Below are 16608 nucleotides of genomic sequence, written 5' to 3' on the forward strand. Positions count from 1 at the left end.
GGGGGAGATCATCCTCGTACTGGACGTACTTGGATGACTCCGACAACGCAGCGTGGGGGCACCTCCCGTGCCCGAAGGGCTACGGGGGAGTGCGTACCAGGCGTCGCGGGCCAGGCGGGACTTTCGCAACACGCCCTAGACCCGCGCTGAGACGGAGGGGCCGGCCCGCGAGGGCCGGCCCCTCCTCACGGTCACTGGGGGCATGTCGCGTGCGTGGGCAGCCTCTTGCCGTGTCCGCCGGCGGTCTTGTTGCGCGTGCGCGGACCCCGGCCGGCAGCTGCGGGGGCGCCCGTCTGCCCGCCCGCCCCGGGCGCGCCGCCCGGGCGACTACCCGCAGGTCCCGCCGTCCTCCGGCACTGCGCCGTCCAGCAGGTAACGGTCCACGATGTCCGTCACGCACCCGTTCTCCGGGCTGTAACCGCCGTGGCCCTCGCCCTTGTTGGTGAGCAGCACACCGACGCCCTTGCCCAGTTCGTCCGCCATCCGCCGCGCGCCCTCGTACGGCGTCGCCGGGTCGCCGGTCGTGCCGACGACCAGGATCGGGCCCGCACCCTTCGCGCTGGTCTCGGGCGTCACCCGCTCACCGGGCACCGGCCACTGCGCGCACCAGCCCGCCGTGTCCCACGCCAGGAACGGGCCGAACACCGGGGATATCTTCCGGAACTCCGGCAGCAGCCCCTTCGCCTGTGCCGGTGTCGGGCGCTGCTTGGTGTCCAGACAGGAGATCGCCCGCTGCGAGTGGCTCTGCGTCCCGTAACGGCCGTTCGCGTCACGGTCGTTGTACATATCGGCGAGCGACAGCAGCTTTGTGCCACGGCCGCTCTGCTCGGCCTCTTGGAGGCCCTGGGTGAGATCGGTCCACAGGCTCTTCGCGTACAGCGACAGGACGATGCCCGTGAGCGCGAGCCCCTCGGTCAGCTCACGGTCGCTGTCGGTGGGCAGCGGCTTCTTGTCGATCCGCTCCAGCAGCGCCGCTATCCGCGCCGAACCCTCCTTGGGGTCCTGCCCCGTGCTCGTGAGGTAGTTGTCCAGGGCGCGCTGGAAGCCGGTGGTCTGGTTGCGCGCGTGGCCTATCGAGTCGGCCGTCGGGTCGACGACCGCGTCCAGTACCGTGCGCCCCACGTTCCCGGGGAACAGGTGGGCGTAGGTGCCGCCGAGCTCCGTACCGTACGAGATACCGAAGTAGTTGAGCTTGCGGTCGCCCAGCAGATGGCGGATGAGATCCATGTCGCGGGCGGCATCGGCCGTGCTGACGTGCGCGAGGACCTTGCCCGAGCGGTCGGCGCAGCCTGCGCCGAAGTCCTTGGCGTCCTTGAGGTAGGCCGCTTCCTCGGCAGCGGTGTCGGGCGTGAGGTCGACGCGGGACGCCGCCTCGTCCTGCTCCTTGTCGCCCCGGCACACCACCCCGGAGCTGGCCGCGACCCCGCGCGGGTCGAAGCTCACCAGGTCGTAGCGGGCGTTGAGCTTCTGGTAGTCCACTGCGGCGCGCGGCAGCATGTCGACGCCGGAGCCGCCGGGGCCGCCGAAGTTGAAGAGCAGCGAACCGAGTCGCTTGTCCTTGTTCTGCGCCTCGCGGCGGATCAGCGCGATCGACAGTGTCTCGCCCTCGGGGGCGTCGTAGTCGAGCGGGACCTTCACCTTCGCGCAGTTCCAGCCCTCGCTCTCGCAGGGCTTCCAGTCGGGCCGCTGCTTCGTGAGCGCGTCGGGGAGGCCGTGTGCCGCGTCGCCGTCCTGCACCGGGGCGGGCTTCCCCGTCCCGGCCCTGTCGCCCGTGGTGGCACCGCCGGTGTCACAGGCCGTCAGTGCCCCGCCGGCCAGTGCCAGCGCGACGGCCGCCGCCAGCGCCCTCGTACGGAAAGACATTCCAGGCCCCCCGGGGATTCACCCGACTGATTCGACTGATCCGCCATCCTAGTGCCGCTCCCGGCAAGCTTTGCCCTGTCGCGCCGTCCGGCACGCTCCCTTGCTGCGTTGGCCAAAAGCCCTGGTAGCTCCGCTACAAGGACTTCCGGCCGCCTTGCGATGGCACGCACCGGACGACGCTCCTCGGCGGGCAAACATTGCCGGTCGCGGCACTAGGCGCCGCCACTGACAGTGACGTCGAGAGCCCTACCCCCGAGCCTATTTGCAGACGGTTCCCGCGGCCGGAACCTTCCCGTCCAGGAGGTACTGGTCCACGGCGGTCTTCACGCAGGCACTTCCGCTGCTGTACGCCCCGTGACCTTCGCCCTCGTACGTCAGGTCGATGCCGACGCCCTTCCCGAGCTCCTCGGCCATCGCCTTGGCGCCCGCGTAGGGGGTCGCCGGGTCCCCGGTGTTGCCGATGACGAGGATCGGGGCCGCCCCCGGCGAGCTGACATCGGGCGTCTCCCACTGCCCGGGCACCGGCCACTGGGAGCAGCCCATCAGGCCCCAGCCGAGGTAGTCGCCGAAGACGGGCGAGGCCTTGTGGAACTCGGGGAGCTTGGCCTTCGTCTGCTCCAGCGAGTACCGCTCCTTGAAGTCGACGCAGTTGATCGCCGCGTTGGCCGCCTGGATGTTGCTGTACTGCCCTTGCTCGTTGCGGCCGTTCATCACGTCGGACAGGGTGAGGAGCAGTGCCCCGTCGCCGCCGTCCGCCTCGTCGAGCCCCTGTTCCAGCAGCGGCCAGAATTTCTTGGAGTACAGGGCCTGGGCGATGCCGTTGGTCGCCTGGGTCTGGGTGAGCTCGCGGTCGCCGAGTCCCGGGATCGGCTGCTTGTCGAGCCGGGCCAGCAGATCGACGATGAACTGCTGGATCTCCTCAGGGGTACTGCCCGGGAGCTTGCATGCGTCGCCGCGCGCGACACAGGCCTTGGCGAAGTTGGTGAGGGCCAGCTGGAAGCCCTGGGCCTGGCCGAGCGAGGCCTCTTCCGGGTTGCCGGTGGGGTCGACGACGGCGTCGAAGACGGCCCGGCCGACGTTCTTCGGGAAGAGGTGCGCGTAGACGCCGCCGAGCTCGGTGCCGTACGAGATGCCGAAGTAGTGGAGCTTGTCGTCGCCGAGGACCTGGCGCATCAGATCCATGTCGCGAGCGGCGTTGGTGGTGCCGACGTACGGCAGGTCCGCACCCGAGCGCTTCTCGCAGCCCTGGTCGTACGAACGGAGATTCTCCGTGAACGCCTTCTCCTCGGCGGCGTCGTCCGGGGTGGCGTCCTGCGCGTAGTACTCGTCGAGCTGTTTGTCGTCGAGGCATTCGACGGCCTGGCTGCGACCGACCCCGCGCGGGTCGAAGCTCACCAGGTCGTAGCGGGACCGCAGGCCCTCGAACTCGCTCGCCGCGGCCGGCAGGGTGCTGACCCCGGAGCCGCCGGGACCGCCGAAGTTGAAGATCAGGGAGCCGATCCGCCGGGATTCGTCACGGGCCCTCGCACGGATGAGGGCCAGCTCGATCGTCTCGCCGTGCGGATCGGCGTAGTCACGCGGGGCATCCATGAAGGCGCACTCCCACGGTGTGCCGCCGGGCAGCGGGGAGGGCGCGGTTCCGCCGCCCTCCGCCTCCGAGGGCGCCGGACACGGCTGCCAGTCCAGCGTCTGGGCCGCGAGGTCCCGGTTCTGCTCCTCGCCCGTGCCTTCGCCGCCGCCCGAGCACCCGGCGGTGACGAGGAGTACGGCGGCGGTCGCGGCCGCGAGGACGGTCCCGGCCCGCCGGGCGGCGGACGCGCGCCGCGCGGCGCGGCTCCGGCCGACGGTGTCGTCCCAGGAGTCGAAGCCTGCCGGGTCGGGGACGTCGGGCGGTTCGGGGATGTCGGCCGGGTCGGGGACGTCGGCCGACCCGATCGCGTCTCCCTGGGAGCCGTGGGCGTCGGAGCCCGCCGGATCCGCAGGCGCGGCCGCGTCAGCGATGGCCGCCGGGTCGGCGGCCTCCGTGTGTCGGCTGCTGTCGTCAGGTCCGGAGCCGTCGGCGGGACAGCCGGTGGGGGAGGTCGGCATGACCCCATCCTGCGGCGCGGCGCGGCGGTCCGCCTGTCGACGGCGGGCCGCGGAGGTGCAGGGAGCGGTGAAGGAGTACGCCGCCGTGAGGGTGCGCATCGCCGTCAGGGCGCACGGCGATGCCCTGGCCCCTCGGGCGCCCCGTTCCGGAGTGACTTCAGGGCCCGCCCGGCGGATCCTGCCGGGCTCGCGACGCCCTGCAGATCCGGTCCGATCCGCTAGGCCGTGTTTGAGAACTAGCGCCGTCCGCCCGTAGGGCGGGGCTCGCGGCGTCTGGTGCGTGCAATCGCAAGGCGGAGGATCATCCTCGTACTGGACGTACTTGGATGACTCCGACAACGCAGCGAGTGTGCGTGCCAGACGCCGCGAGCCAGGCGGGAGTTCTCAAACACGGCCTGGGCCCTGTCCGGGCGATCTTCGAGGAACAGGCCGCGGCGTCGGATGCATGGGGTCTCCCCAGGCCCGGAGGGCCGAGGGGACGCATCGCAAGGCGGTGGGGGCACCTCCCAGCGGCAGCTGGGGGACATCGCCCTCGTACTGGACGTACTTGGGCGACTCCGACAACGCAGCGAGGTGCCGCAGCTGGGGGTACTCCCCCTGGCTCCGCCGGGGGCACCCCCACCCAGGCGAAGCTCTGGGGGAGCGTCGCGGCCCCGACAAGATCGCCCGGACAGGGCCTAGGCACCCTCTAGAGCGACCCCTTGCGGGTGAGCTGGTTGAAGGCCACCCACCCCGGCAGAACCGGCAGCCACAGCGTCATCAGCCGGTACAGCAGTACGGCGGGAGCCGCGACCTCGGGCGGCAGACCCACGGCGATCAGACCGATCGTCAGCGCACCCTCGACCGCCCCGATGCCGCCCGGTGTCGGCGCGGCCGACCCGAGGGCGCTGCCCGCGAGGAAGACCACGGCGATGCTGGCGTAGCTGAGCTGCTGATCCCCGTTGTCGAAGGCCCGGATCGAGGCGTCCAGACACATCACGAACGTGCCGCTCAGCAGCAGCATCCCGCCGATGCCGGTGACCAGCTTCCCCGGCCGCTGGAGCACGTCCAGCATGCGCGGCACCACGCCGGCGAACAGCGACCGCAGCCGGGTCACCACGAACTTCCGCAGGAACGGGATGGCCGTCACCACCAGGACCAGCACGGCCACGGTCAGCAGACCCGCGATGACCGTCCTGGACGGTGTGAGCGACGACGTCTTCTCCGTACCCGTCAGATAGCCGAACGACAGCAGCAGCAGAATGTGCGCGCCGAGACCGAAGAGCTGGGAGGCGCCGACGCTCGCCACGGCCAGCCCGGGACGGACGCCGGAACGCTGCAGGAAGCGGGTGTTCAGCGCCACACCGCCGACCGCCGCCGGGGCGACGATCTTCACGAACGATCCGGCGACCTGGGCCACGACCGTTCGCAGGAACGACACCCGCTCCGGGACGAAGCCCAGCAGGCTCATCGCGGCCGCGATGTAGCTCAGTGCCGAGAAGAGGACCGCGGCGGCGACCCAGCCCCAGTGGGCTCGGGTGATCACACCGAGCTCGACGCTGGCGAGCTGCGACAGCAGGAAGTACGCGGCGATGGCTCCGGCGATCAGGCTGACCAGCGTGCGCGGCTTGATCCGCTCCAGCCGGGCCGGCTCGACCGGCGCCTGCGGCCGGATCAACAGCACCTGGTGGCGGATCTGGGCGAGCAGATCCTCCTCGCGGGCCTCGTCCAGCGCCTCGTCCAGGGCGCGCTTCTCGGCCTGCTTCTCGGCGCGCAGCGACTTGCGGGTGGCCTTCTTGCCCGCCTTGTCGGTCCTGTCCACGCTCTCGGCGCCTTCGACGGTTGCCTCGGCCCTGGCCTGTCTGGCCGACTCCGACGCCGCCAGCACCGCCTCGCGCTCGCGCTGCGAACGTTCCCGGGCGAGCCGTCGCAGTGTCGACCGTGTGGAGCGGCTGAGCGCGATCGGCTGCAGCAGCGGAAGACAGTCCGCGACCGCGTCCGGACCGAGCACCTCGACCGCCGCGGCCACCGCGCGCTCGGCGCCGACCCGCAGTCCCAGAGTGGCCAGCAGCTGGGCGATGTCCATGCGCAGCACCACGTCGCCGGCCGCGATCTCACCGCCGCGCAGATCGGTCAGCACGACCTTGCCGGAACGATCCACCAGAATCGCGTCGCCCGTGAGCCTGCGGTGCGCGATACGCCGCGACTGCAGCGCCCGTACCTGCTCGAAGGCGCCGCGCACCACGTCGTCGGTGATCTCCTTGTCCGCCATGGAGTCCAGGGAGTGCCCGCCGAGGTGCTCGTACACCAGGATCACGGCGTCCGGACCGAGCTCGGACGTGGCGATCAGCTTGGGTGCGTTGGCCCCGGCGGCGATCGCGGCGTAGGCGAGCAGCGCCTCCTGCTCCAGCGCCTGCCGCAGCGACTGGATGGAACGGCGTGTGGTGATGCCGCGCAGCGTCAGCCGGCGCCACACGCGGTAGAAGTAGCCCTGCGCCTGCTGCTCACGGTCGACGACGGTGACATCGAGTGGCGGGCCGTCCTCCAGAGTGACCAGATAGCGGCGGCCGCGGTCGCCCTGGTCCGCCGAGTCCGGTACGTCCTCGGCGCGCATCGCGGTGACCGGACGGAAACCGACATGGCGCAGACCGGCCAGCAGGGTCTGGCCGGTGGGCCGCACGTTCGGCGAGCCGACGGCGTAGAGCGTGCCGTACGCGACGGACCAGCCGATCAGCACGGTGAGGATGATCGAGAACGGGGTGGTGTAGCCCGCCACCAGCATCGCGAAGGCGTCGAGCAGCAGCACACCCCACAGCGCCACCCGCCAGCGAGGCCGTCTGGCCATACCGACCGCCGTCATATAGGCGATGACGGGCGCGAGATAGCCATGGACGGGATCGGTGAGACCGCCGCCGGTCTGCGGCTGGGTCAGCGCGTCCTGGATCTGGCCGGGCGCTGCCTCGGCGACCCAGAGGTCGGTGGCGAGAGTCACTCCGTGGGCGAGGACGGCGGCGAGGACGCCGTCCGCGATCCGCAGGCCGTCCCGTTTGATCAGCCGCTCGATCGCGAAGGCGACCGGGACGAGCAGCACGGCGATGCTGGAGACCAGGCCGGCGAGCTTGACCAGCACGTCGGGGGCCTGGCCGGTGCCCTTGGAGATGTCCTGTTCCAGACCGGACGTGGTGCCGTGGGCGAAGGCGGCGAGCCCGAGGACGACGGCGATCGCCAGGATGCCGGTGAGCAGTCGCGTCAGATCGGAGGGGCGGTGCACGCGCGCCGGAAGGAGGGGCTCGTCCCCGGAGAGCCGGTCGATGTGCGCTGCGTCGTCGCTGTCGTCGCTGTCGTCGCTGTCGCCGCGCTCGGCGGTGGCTGCGTCGGTGCCTCGCACCGGTACGTCCTTGTGGCCGGAGGGCGGCGCGTCAGGGCTGTGGGTGCGGTCGGGCGTACGGCCGTGCGTGCGGCTGGACGTGCCCGAGTGCTGCACGGGATCTCCGGGGTGCGATACGGCCTGTCCGTGGCGCGGTCCGGCTCCGTCGCCCGGTCCGGCTCCGGGCTCGGACTCGTCCCGGTCCTTGCGCGGTCCCGCGGCTCCCCCGCGTGCTTCGGCGGATTCCGGGCGCGACTCGGAGCCGGAGGTGCTCGCCGCCGCAGGAGGCTGCACGTCCTGCTCCTTCGTCGTGTCTGTCTCTTCTTGATCTCGTATCACCAGTCACCGCCCGGACGATGGTGGCATGGCGGGCTGACAGCGGGGGGCATCAGGGTGCAATGCGAGGGCGTGAGCTGTACCAGATACGCCTCTTTGCCTGCGTACGTACGCTGCGTTACGGGCCGGCCCCATTGTCGGTCCCATGGTGCAGGATGGGCCGGATGAGCGATGAGGTGCCGGGACTTCCGGAGTACGCGGAGCGGGTGCTCGATGCCGCCGAGCACATCCCGCCGGGCCGTGTCATGACGTACGGCGATGTCGCGGAGTGGCTCGGTGAGGGAGGGCCGCGCCAGGTCGGCCGCGTCATGGCGCTCTACGGAGGGGCCGTGCCGTGGTGGCGTGTGGTGCGGGCGGACGGCGTCCTGCTGCCGGGCCACGAGCTGAGCGCGCTGCAGCACTACCGCGCGGAGGGCACCCCGCTGCGGGAGGCGTCGCGCGGCGCGGACGACCATGTGCCGCGCCTCGACATGAGGCGGGCGCGCTGGGACGGTGGCGCGGACACGTCGGACACAGGAGCTCACACCTGACAGCTTCCGCCATTTGGCGGTGCGATGAGTCATCCGGTTCCCGTACGGAGTATCCGGCGCGCTCAGGACCGGACTCCCTGCGCCCCGGGCGCCGTCTGGCGTAGCGTCGTCAGAACCGCCTCCGGCACCCTCGTACCCCTGCGGCCCGCGCCTGCGCACCGGCCCCCTCACCACCAGCACACCCACCAGGACCGGCGATCCACGTGAGCTCCTCCTCTTCCAACGGGCGTACACCGCACCGTCGGGCACGGCAGGGGGTCCCCCCACGCCCGCAGGGGCGCAGAGGGAGGACCCCGGGCGCGTACCGACTGGTGCGTACCACGCCGGGCCCGGTGGATCCCCCTCTCCTGGACGCGGCACAGCGGGCGGTGGTTGACCATGAACAGGGTCCGCTGCTCGTGCTGGCGGGACCGGGGACGGGGAAGACGACGACCCTGGTCGAGGCGGTGGCGGCACGGATCGCGCGGGGCGCGGATCCGGAGCGGCTCCTGGTGCTCACCTTCAGCCGCAAGGCGGCGGTGGAACTGCGCGACCGTATGGCCCTGCGGCTCGGGGGGGCGCGGGCGCCGCAGGCCACCACCTTCCACTCGTACTGCTACGCGCTCGTCCGCGCGCACCAGGACGCCGATCTGTTCGCCGAACCGTTGCGGCTGCTGTCCGGTCCGGAGCAGGACGTGGCGGTACGCGACCTGCTGGCCGGGCAGCTCGACCTGGAGCGTGAGGGGCGGGCCGGGGCGCGCTGGCCCGCCGAGCTGAGGGCATGCCTCACCACGCGCGGTTTCGCGGACGAGGTGCGGGCCGTGCTCGCCCGGAGCCGGGAGCTGGGCCTCGGCCCGGACGCGCTGGCGGCCTTCGCCCGGCGCACGGGGCGGCCCGACTGGGGGGCCGCCGCGGCGTTCCTCGCCGAATATCTGGACGTCCTGGACCTGCAGGGCGTCCTCGACTACGCGGAACTGGTCCACCGGGCATCGCTCCTCGCCGAACGGCCCGGGACCGGCGACGGGCTCGCCGCGCGGTACGACGCCGTGTTCGTCGACGAGTACCAGGACACCGATCCGGCGCAGGTCCGGCTGCTGCGGGCACTGGCCGGGCACGGCCGCACCCTGGTCGCCTTCGGCGATCCCGACCAGTCGATCTACGCCTTCCGGGGTGCGGACGTGAACGGCATCCTCGACTTCCCCGGCACCTTCCGCCGCGCGGACGGGCGCCCGGCGCCGGTCGCGGTCCTCACGACGTCCCGCCGCTCGGGGGCCACGCTGCTGTCCGCGACCCGTCTGGTCACCCAGCGCATGCCGCTCACCCGGCTGCCCTCGGACAAGGTCCGCGCCCACCGCGAGCTCACCCCGGTCCGCGCGGGCGGCCGCGTCGAGGCGTACACGTACCCCACCGCCTCCACGGAACTCGACAACATCGCGGACATCCTCCGCCGCGCCCACCTGGAAGAGGGCGTCCCCTGGAACGACATGGCCGTCCTCGTCCGCGCCGGCGCCCGCACCCTCCCGTCCGCCCGCCGCGCCCTCACCGCCGCCGGTGTCCCGGTCGAAACGGACGGCGACGACATCCCCCTGCGCCACGAACCCGCGGTGGCCCCCCTCCTGACGGCCCTCCACACCGCCGCGACGGCGACGACCACCCCGGCCCCCGCCGATCCCGCCGGCCGGCCGGCGGGTGCGGAAGTCCCGGCGCAGCAGCCCGCGGGACACCTGCCCGACGCGGACACCCCTGCCCCGGGTGATGGCCCGGGTGACGAGCCCGGCACTCCGGGGCCCGGGTTTCAGGAAGGCCGGGATCTCCCCGCGCAGGGGCAGGGGAGCGGAACCGCCTCCAGCACCACCGCCCTGCACCCCGCCTGGCTCGACCCCGAAACCGCCGGCACGCTCCTCACCTCACCCCTCGGCGGCATGGACACCGCCGACCTCCGCCGCCTCGGCCGCGCCCTCCGCGACGAGGAGCGCGCCGCGGGCAATCGCGTGCCGCCGCCCTCCGACCTGCTCATCGCCCGCGCCCTCGCCGAGCCCGAGCGGCTCACCGCGCACGATCCCGCCTACGCCCGCGGCGCCCAGCGCCTGGGCACGCTGCTGCGCAAGGCCCGCGAGCTCCTCGACGGCGGTGGCACTGCCGAAGAGGCCCTGTGGGAGCTCTGGACCGGCACCCCCTGGCCGCAGCGACTGGAGCGCGCGGCGCTCAGGGGCGGCGCGGCCGGCCGCAACGCCGACCGCGACCTCGACGCCGTCTGCGCGCTCTTCGAAACCGCCGCCCGCGCGGAAGAGCGCAGCGGCGGGCGCGGCGCCCTCAACTTCCTGGCCGAGCTGGAGGCCCAGGACATCGCCGCCGACACGCTCACCCGGCGCCCGGAACGCCCCGCCGCGGTACGCCTCATGACCGCCCACCGCTCCAAGGGCCTCGAATGGGGTCTCGTGGTCGTCGCCGGCGTCCAGGAAGGTCTCTGGCCCGACCTGCGCCGCCGTGGCTCCCTCCTCGAAGCCGACCGGATCGGCCGCGACGGCCTCGCCGAACCCCTCACTCCCGGCGCCCTCCTCGCCGAGGAGCGCCGCCTCTTCTACGTCGCCGCCACCCGCGCCCGCGACCGCCTCGTCGTCACCGCCGTCAAGGCACCCGCCGACGACGGTGATCAGCCCTCCCGCTTCCTCACCGAACTCGGTGCGGAGCCGAAGGACATCACCGGCCGCCCCCGCCGCCCCCTCGCCGTCGCTCCCCTCGTCGCCGAACTCCGCGCGACCACCGTCGACCCCGAAGCGAGCCCGGAGCTGCGCGACGCCGCCGCCCGCCGCCTCGCCCGCCTCGCCGCGCTCACGGACGACGAGGGCCAGCCCCTGGTCCCCGCCGCCCATCCGTACCGGTGGTGGGGGTTGAACGAACCGACCCACAGCGGCGTTCCGCTCCGCGACCGCAACCACCCCGTCACCCTCTCGGGCAGTGCCCTCGACCAGCTCGCCAACACCTGCGCGCTGCAGTGGTTCCTGGGCCGCGAGGTCAAGGCGGACGTCCCCGCCACCGCCGCCCAGGGATTCGGGAACGTCGTCCACGTCCTCGCCGACGAGGTCGCCTCCGGCCGCACCCCCGCCGACCTCGCCGTCCTCATGGAGCGCCTCGACTCCGTCTGGGACGCGCTCGTCTTCGACGCCCCCTGGAAGTCCCAGCAGGAGAAGGAGCACGCGCGCGTGGCGCTCGAACGCTTCCTGCGCTGGCACGTCACGGACCGCGGCGGCCGCACCTCCGCCGCCACCGAGCACGACTTCGACGTGACCCTCGAAGCAGGCGCGTACGAGGTACGGATCCGCGGTTCCATGGACCGTGTCGAGCAGGACGAGCACGGCCGGGCGTACGTCGTCGACTTCAAGACCGGAAAACAGGCACCCACCAAGGACGAGGTCGCCCACCATCCCCAGCTCGCCGTCTATCAGCTGGCGGTACGCGAGGGCGCGGTCGACGAGGTCTTCGACGGCCGCCGCCCCGAACCCGGTGGCGCCGAACTCGTACAGCTGCGCCAGCCCGCCCCCAAGAAGGAGGGGGGAGACGCCCTGCCGAGGGTCCAGGCACAGGAGCCGCTCGCAGGGGAGTGGGTCGGCGAGCTGCTCGCCACCGCCGCCGGACGCGTACTCGACGAACGCTTCACCCCGAACACGGGCACCCACTGCGGCCATTGCGCCTTCCGGGCGTCGTGCAGCGCCCGTCCCGAGGGCCGGCACGTCGTCGAATAGCACCTCCCCGGAAGGTGTGGCGTGAATCACGCGGTTTCCGTGCATCCAAAGCCGGCTCACAGCAGTCGCACAACAACGCGATTAGCGATTCCTGCTGGGAGAGACAAATGATGGCCAACCGGAAGTTTCTGGTCTCGGCGGTTGCGTGTGCGGCCCTGACCGCCACCCTCGTCGGCTGCTCCAAGGACGGAGGTGGCAAGGACGCGGGCTCGAAGGGCAAGTCGGACCAGACGGTCAGCGAGTCCCCGAAGGCGCCCGAGCCGTTCGCCGGTCTGACCGGGCAGCAGATCGCCGACAAGGCGGTGGAGGCCACCAAGGCCGCCTCGTCCCTCAAGGTCGCCGGCTCGGGCAAGGACGACGGCAAGCAGCTGGCGATCGAGTTCGCCCTCACCAAGCAGGGCAACTGCAAGGGCAAGATGGGCTACGCCGGTTCCGGTCAGGCCGAGTTCCTCGTGCTCAACAAGGTCATGTACATGAAGGGCGACGAGGCGTTCTACAAGGCCATGGGCAAGGAGGAGGGCTCCTCCGCGGAGGAGACCGCCGCCATGACCGAGATGCTCAAGGGCCGCTGGATGAAGATCCCGGCCGACGAGGACGCGGCCAAGGACATGGGCGGTGCCTGTGACCTCGACGGCCTCATCGACGAGATGGAGGACGGCAGCACGGCCAACGTCACCAAGGGGCAGCTCACCGAGGTCAACGGCCAGAAGGCGATCACGCTGACGGAGAAGGACGGTGCGGAGACGCACACCATCTACGTCGCCGCCGAGGGCAAGCCGTACTTCCTCAAGGTCGTCACCACGGGCGGCGACGAGCCCGGCACCATGACCTTCAGCGACTACGACAAGCCCGTCGCGGCCACTCCTCCGCCGGCCGGCGAGGTGGTCGACCTGGAGAAGATGATGGGCGGCGCCGGAAGCGCCTGACGTCCGGCAGACGGGGACCACTGACTGTCGGTGGTCCCCGTTAGCCTCTCTCGGGTGTCCGCACGCATCACCGACCCCGAGCAGCTCAAGGAGCTCCTCGGTATCCCGTTCACCCCGGAGCAGACGGCCTGCATCACCGCACCGCCCGCCCCGCAGGTCGTCGTGGCCGGAGCAGGTTCGGGAAAGACGACGGTGATGGCGGCCCGGGTGGTGTGGCTCGTGGGCACCGGCCGGGTCGCCCCGGAACAGGTCCTCGGCCTGACCTTCACCAACAAGGCGGCGGGTGAGCTCGCCGAGCGCGTGCGCACGGCGCTCGTACGGGCCGGGGTCACCGACCCCGACACCATCGACCCGGACAACCCTCCGGGCGAGCCGCGTATCTCCACGTACCACGCCTTCGCCGGACAGCTCCTCACCGACCACGGCCTGCGCATCGGCCTCGAGCCGACGACGCGGCTCCTCGCCGACGCCACCCGCTTCCAGCTCGCCGCGCGGGTGCTGCGCGAAGCCCCGGGACCGTATCCCGCGCTGACCAAGTCCTTCCCCTCCCTGGTCAGCGAACTGCTCGCGCTCGACGCCGAGCTCGCGGAGCATCTCGTACGCCCCGAGCAGCTGCGCGCCCACGACTCCGCACTGCTGCACACCCTGGAGACCGCCAAGCTCACCAACGCCGAGCTGCGCAAGGTCCCCGAGGCCGCCGCGGCCCGCCGCGAACTCCTGGACCTGACCGAGCGCTACCGCGCGGCCAAGCGCGCCCGCGACCTGCTCGACTTCGGTGACCAGATCGCGCTCTCGGCGGAACTCGCGCTCACCCGCCCCGAGGTCGGCCGGATCCTGCGCGACGAATTCCGGGTGGTCCTGCTCGACGAGTACCAGGACACCTCCGTGGCCCAGCGGCTGCTGCTCTCCGGCCTCTTCGGCGCCGGCACCGGTCATCCCGTCACCGCCGTCGGTGACCCCTGTCAGGCGATCTACGGCTGGCGCGGCGCGTCCGTCGCCAACCTGGACGACTTCCCCGAGCATTTCCCGTACGCGGACGGCACCCCCGCCACCCGCCTCTCGCTGAGCGAGAACCGCCGCAGCGGAGGCCGCCTCCTCGACCTCGCCAACGGCCTCGCGGAGCCCCTGCGCGCCCGGCACGAAGGCGTCGAGGCACTGCGCCCCGCCCCCGGCGCCGAGCGCGACGGCGCCGTCCGCATCGCCCTCCTGGACACCCACGCGGAGGAGATCGCCTGGCTCGCCGACGCGATCGCCCACCTCGTGCGCACCGGCAAGGAGCCCGGCGAGATCGCCGTCCTGTGCCGCACGGCGGGGGACTTCGCCGAGATCCAGGGCGCCCTCGTCGCCCGCGACATCCCCGTCGAAGTGGTCGGCCTGTCCGGGCTGCTCCATCTGCCGGAGGTCGCCGACCTCGTCGCCGTCTGCGAGGTCCTGCAGGACCCGGGGGCCAACGCCTCGCTGGTACGGATCCTCACCGGCCCCCGCTGGCGCATCGGCCCCCGCGACCTGGCACTGCTGGGCCGCCGCGCCCGGCTCCTCGTGCACCGCGCGGACGACGACGCCGACCCCGACCAGCGCCTCGCCGCGGCTGTCGAAGGCACCGATCCGGCCGAGGTGATCTCCCTCGCCGACGCGCTCGACACGTTCCTCGAATCGAACGACACGGACGACGGCCTGCCGTTCTCCGCCGAGGCCCGCGTCCGATTCGCCCGCCTCGCCACCGAGCTGCGTGAACTCCGGCGCTCCCTCGCCGACCCACTGATGGACGTGCTGCACCGCGTCCTCGCCACCACCGGCCTGGAGGTCGAGCTCTCCGCGTCACCGCACGCCCTGGCCGCCCGCCGCCGTGAAACCCTCGCCAACTTCCTGGACACAGCGGCCTCCTTCGCCTCACTGGACGGCGAAGCGACCCTGCTCGCCTTCCTCGGCTTCCTGCGCACCGCCGAACAGTTCGAGAAGGGCCTCGACAACGCCCTGCCCGGCGGGGAGAACACGGTGAAGGTACTCACCGCCCACAAGTCGAAGGGACTCGAATGGGACGTCGTCGCCGTCCCGGGACTGGTCGCCGACCAGTTCCCGAGCACCCGCGCCCGCGAATCCTGGACCTCCCAGGCCAAGGTCCTGCCGCACGCGCTGCGCGGTGACGCCGACACGCTCCCGGACATCACCTCCTGGGACGCGAAGGGCCTCAAGGCCTTCAAGGACGAGATGAAGGACCATCAGCACACGGAAGAACTCCGCCTGGGCTATGTGACCTTCACCCGCCCCCGCTCCCTGCTGCTCGGCTCGGCCCACTGGTGGGGCCCGACCCAGAAGCGCCGCCGCGGCCCGTCCTCCTTCCTGCACGCCCTGTACGACCACTGCGCGGCCGGCCATGGCGAGATCGAGGCATGGGCCGAAGAGCCCCCGGAGGACGCCGAGAACCCCGCACTCCAGGAGAGAGCGGCCGAGCACGCCTGGCCCCTGCCCCTGGACTCCGCGGCGATGGTCCGCCGCCGCGCGGCCGCGGACCTGGTGCTGGCGCACCTGGACGCGCTCTCGGCGGATGCGTCGAATGCATCGAATGCATCGAATGCGTTGGATGCGCTGGATGCGTCGGGCGAGCCGGACGCGTCGGATCAGCCGAGCGAGCGGGAACAGCCGGACGGGCCGGAGGTGCCCCAGGAGGACCTCTGGCCGGATGACGCACAGGCCTGGGGCGACGAGGAGCCCTGGGGCGACGAACCGGCCTGGGACGACGAACCGGCCTGGGAGGGCGAGCTCGCGCCGGGCGTCGATGATCCCCGGCCGTCGCGCGAGGGTCCGCCGGCCGAAGGCAGCCCGTCCGACCCATCCGACCCATCCGACCCATCCGACCCATCTGACCCGTTCGGCCCGTCCGATCCGTCCAGCCGGCCCGGTCATGCCGGCGATCGCCCGGAGGGCGGCCGGGGCTGCGCGAGCTTGCCCCCGGTTCCGGGGAGAAACCGGGCGGGGGAGGTCTCCCCGCGCCTCCCCGCCCAGCGCGGCGAGCCACTCACCCCCGAGGACGCCCGGGTCATCGCCTCCTGGGACCGCGATCTCGACGCGCTCACCGGCGAGCTGCGCCGCGCCCGCGCCGCGGTACGCGACGTACCCGTACCGCCGTCGCTGTCCGCGTCCCAGCTGCTGCGGCTCGCCGCCGACCCCGACGGCTTCGCCCAGGAGCTGGCCCGCCCCATGCCGCGCCCCCCGCAGCGGGCCGCGCGCCGCGGCACCCGCTTCCACGCCTGGGTGGAGTCGCGCTTCGAGGAGCTGCCGCTGCCCATGCTCGGGCCGGACGAGCTGCCCGGCGGTGACCCGGAGGAGGCCGAGATCGCCGACGAACGGGATCTCGCCGCGCTCAAGGAGGCGTTCGAGCGCACCCCGTACGCCCGCCGCACCCCCTACCGCGTGGAAGTGCCCATCCAGCTCACCCTCGCGGGCCGCGTCGTCCGGGGCCGTATCGACGCCGTCTACCGCGACGAGACGACCGGTGCGTTCGAGATCGTGGACTGGAAGACCAGCCGGGCCCGCGATGCCGACCCGCTCCAGCTCGCCGTCTACCGCCTCGCCTGGGCCGAGCAGCACGGCCTCCCGCCCGAATCCGTCGCGGCCGCCTTCGTCTACGTACGCACAGGAGAGGTCGTCCACCCCGGCGGCCTGCCCGGCAGGGCAGGCCTGGAGCGCATCCTCCTGGAGGATCCGGAGCGGGGCCCGGAGCAGGATCCAGGGCAGGACCCCGTGCCGCAACCGGTCCCCGACCGGGCCGGCGAACCCGCCCCGGACGCCGGATAGGC

The 16608-nt window shown here is 72.4% G+C and carries 7 protein-coding genes; 4 read left to right on the plus strand and 3 right to left on the minus strand.

What is annotated here, in order from left to right; all coding sequences use genetic code 11:
• Nucleotides 1-327: 327 nt before the first annotated feature.
• The 3 genes from ACZ6ZQ_RS17750 to ACZ6ZQ_RS17760 form a co-directional block, all read right to left on the minus strand.
• Complete coding sequence (locus ACZ6ZQ_RS17750) at nt 328-1863, minus strand: alpha/beta hydrolase (RefSeq protein WP_469769429.1); 1536 nt, start codon at nt 1861-1863, stop codon at nt 328-330.
• Nucleotides 1864-2121: 258 nt separating this feature from the next.
• A complete protein-coding gene (locus ACZ6ZQ_RS17755; RefSeq protein WP_469769430.1) occupies nt 2122-3951 on the minus strand; it encodes an alpha/beta hydrolase in 1830 nt (609 codons plus the stop codon).
• A gap of 688 nt (nt 3952-4639) precedes the next feature.
• Nucleotides 4640-7591 (minus strand): lysylphosphatidylglycerol synthase domain-containing protein, encoded by a 2952-nt coding sequence (locus ACZ6ZQ_RS17760; RefSeq protein WP_469769431.1) that lies wholly within the window; start codon nt 7589-7591, stop codon nt 4640-4642.
• A gap of 206 nt (nt 7592-7797) precedes the next feature.
• Between ACZ6ZQ_RS17760 and ACZ6ZQ_RS17765 the strand changes: the two genes are divergently transcribed.
• From ACZ6ZQ_RS17765 to ACZ6ZQ_RS17780, 4 genes are all read left to right on the plus strand, one after another.
• Nucleotides 7798-8163: an MGMT family protein gene (locus tag ACZ6ZQ_RS17765; RefSeq protein ID WP_469769432.1), complete on the plus strand. Its 366-nt coding sequence runs from the start codon at nt 7798-7800 to the stop codon at nt 8161-8163.
• 203 nt (nt 8164-8366) lie between these two features.
• Nucleotides 8367-11885 carry an ATP-dependent helicase gene (locus ACZ6ZQ_RS17770; RefSeq protein WP_469769433.1) on the plus strand — a complete coding sequence of 1173 codons (3519 nt, stop codon included), beginning with the start codon at nt 8367-8369 and terminating at the stop codon, nt 11883-11885.
• A 107-nt stretch (nt 11886-11992) separates the two neighbouring features.
• On the plus strand, nt 11993-12811 hold the full coding sequence (locus ACZ6ZQ_RS17775) for a hypothetical protein (protein WP_469769434.1): 819 nt from the start codon (nt 11993-11995) through the stop codon (nt 12809-12811).
• A gap of 54 nt (nt 12812-12865) precedes the next feature.
• Nucleotides 12866-16606, plus strand: coding sequence for a UvrD-helicase domain-containing protein (locus ACZ6ZQ_RS17780; RefSeq protein WP_469769435.1), 3741 nt, complete (start codon nt 12866-12868; stop codon nt 16604-16606).
• Nucleotides 16607-16608: the final 2 nt, after the last annotated feature.

It is taken from the genome of Streptomyces sp. NPDC053673, from assembly GCF_055585225.1.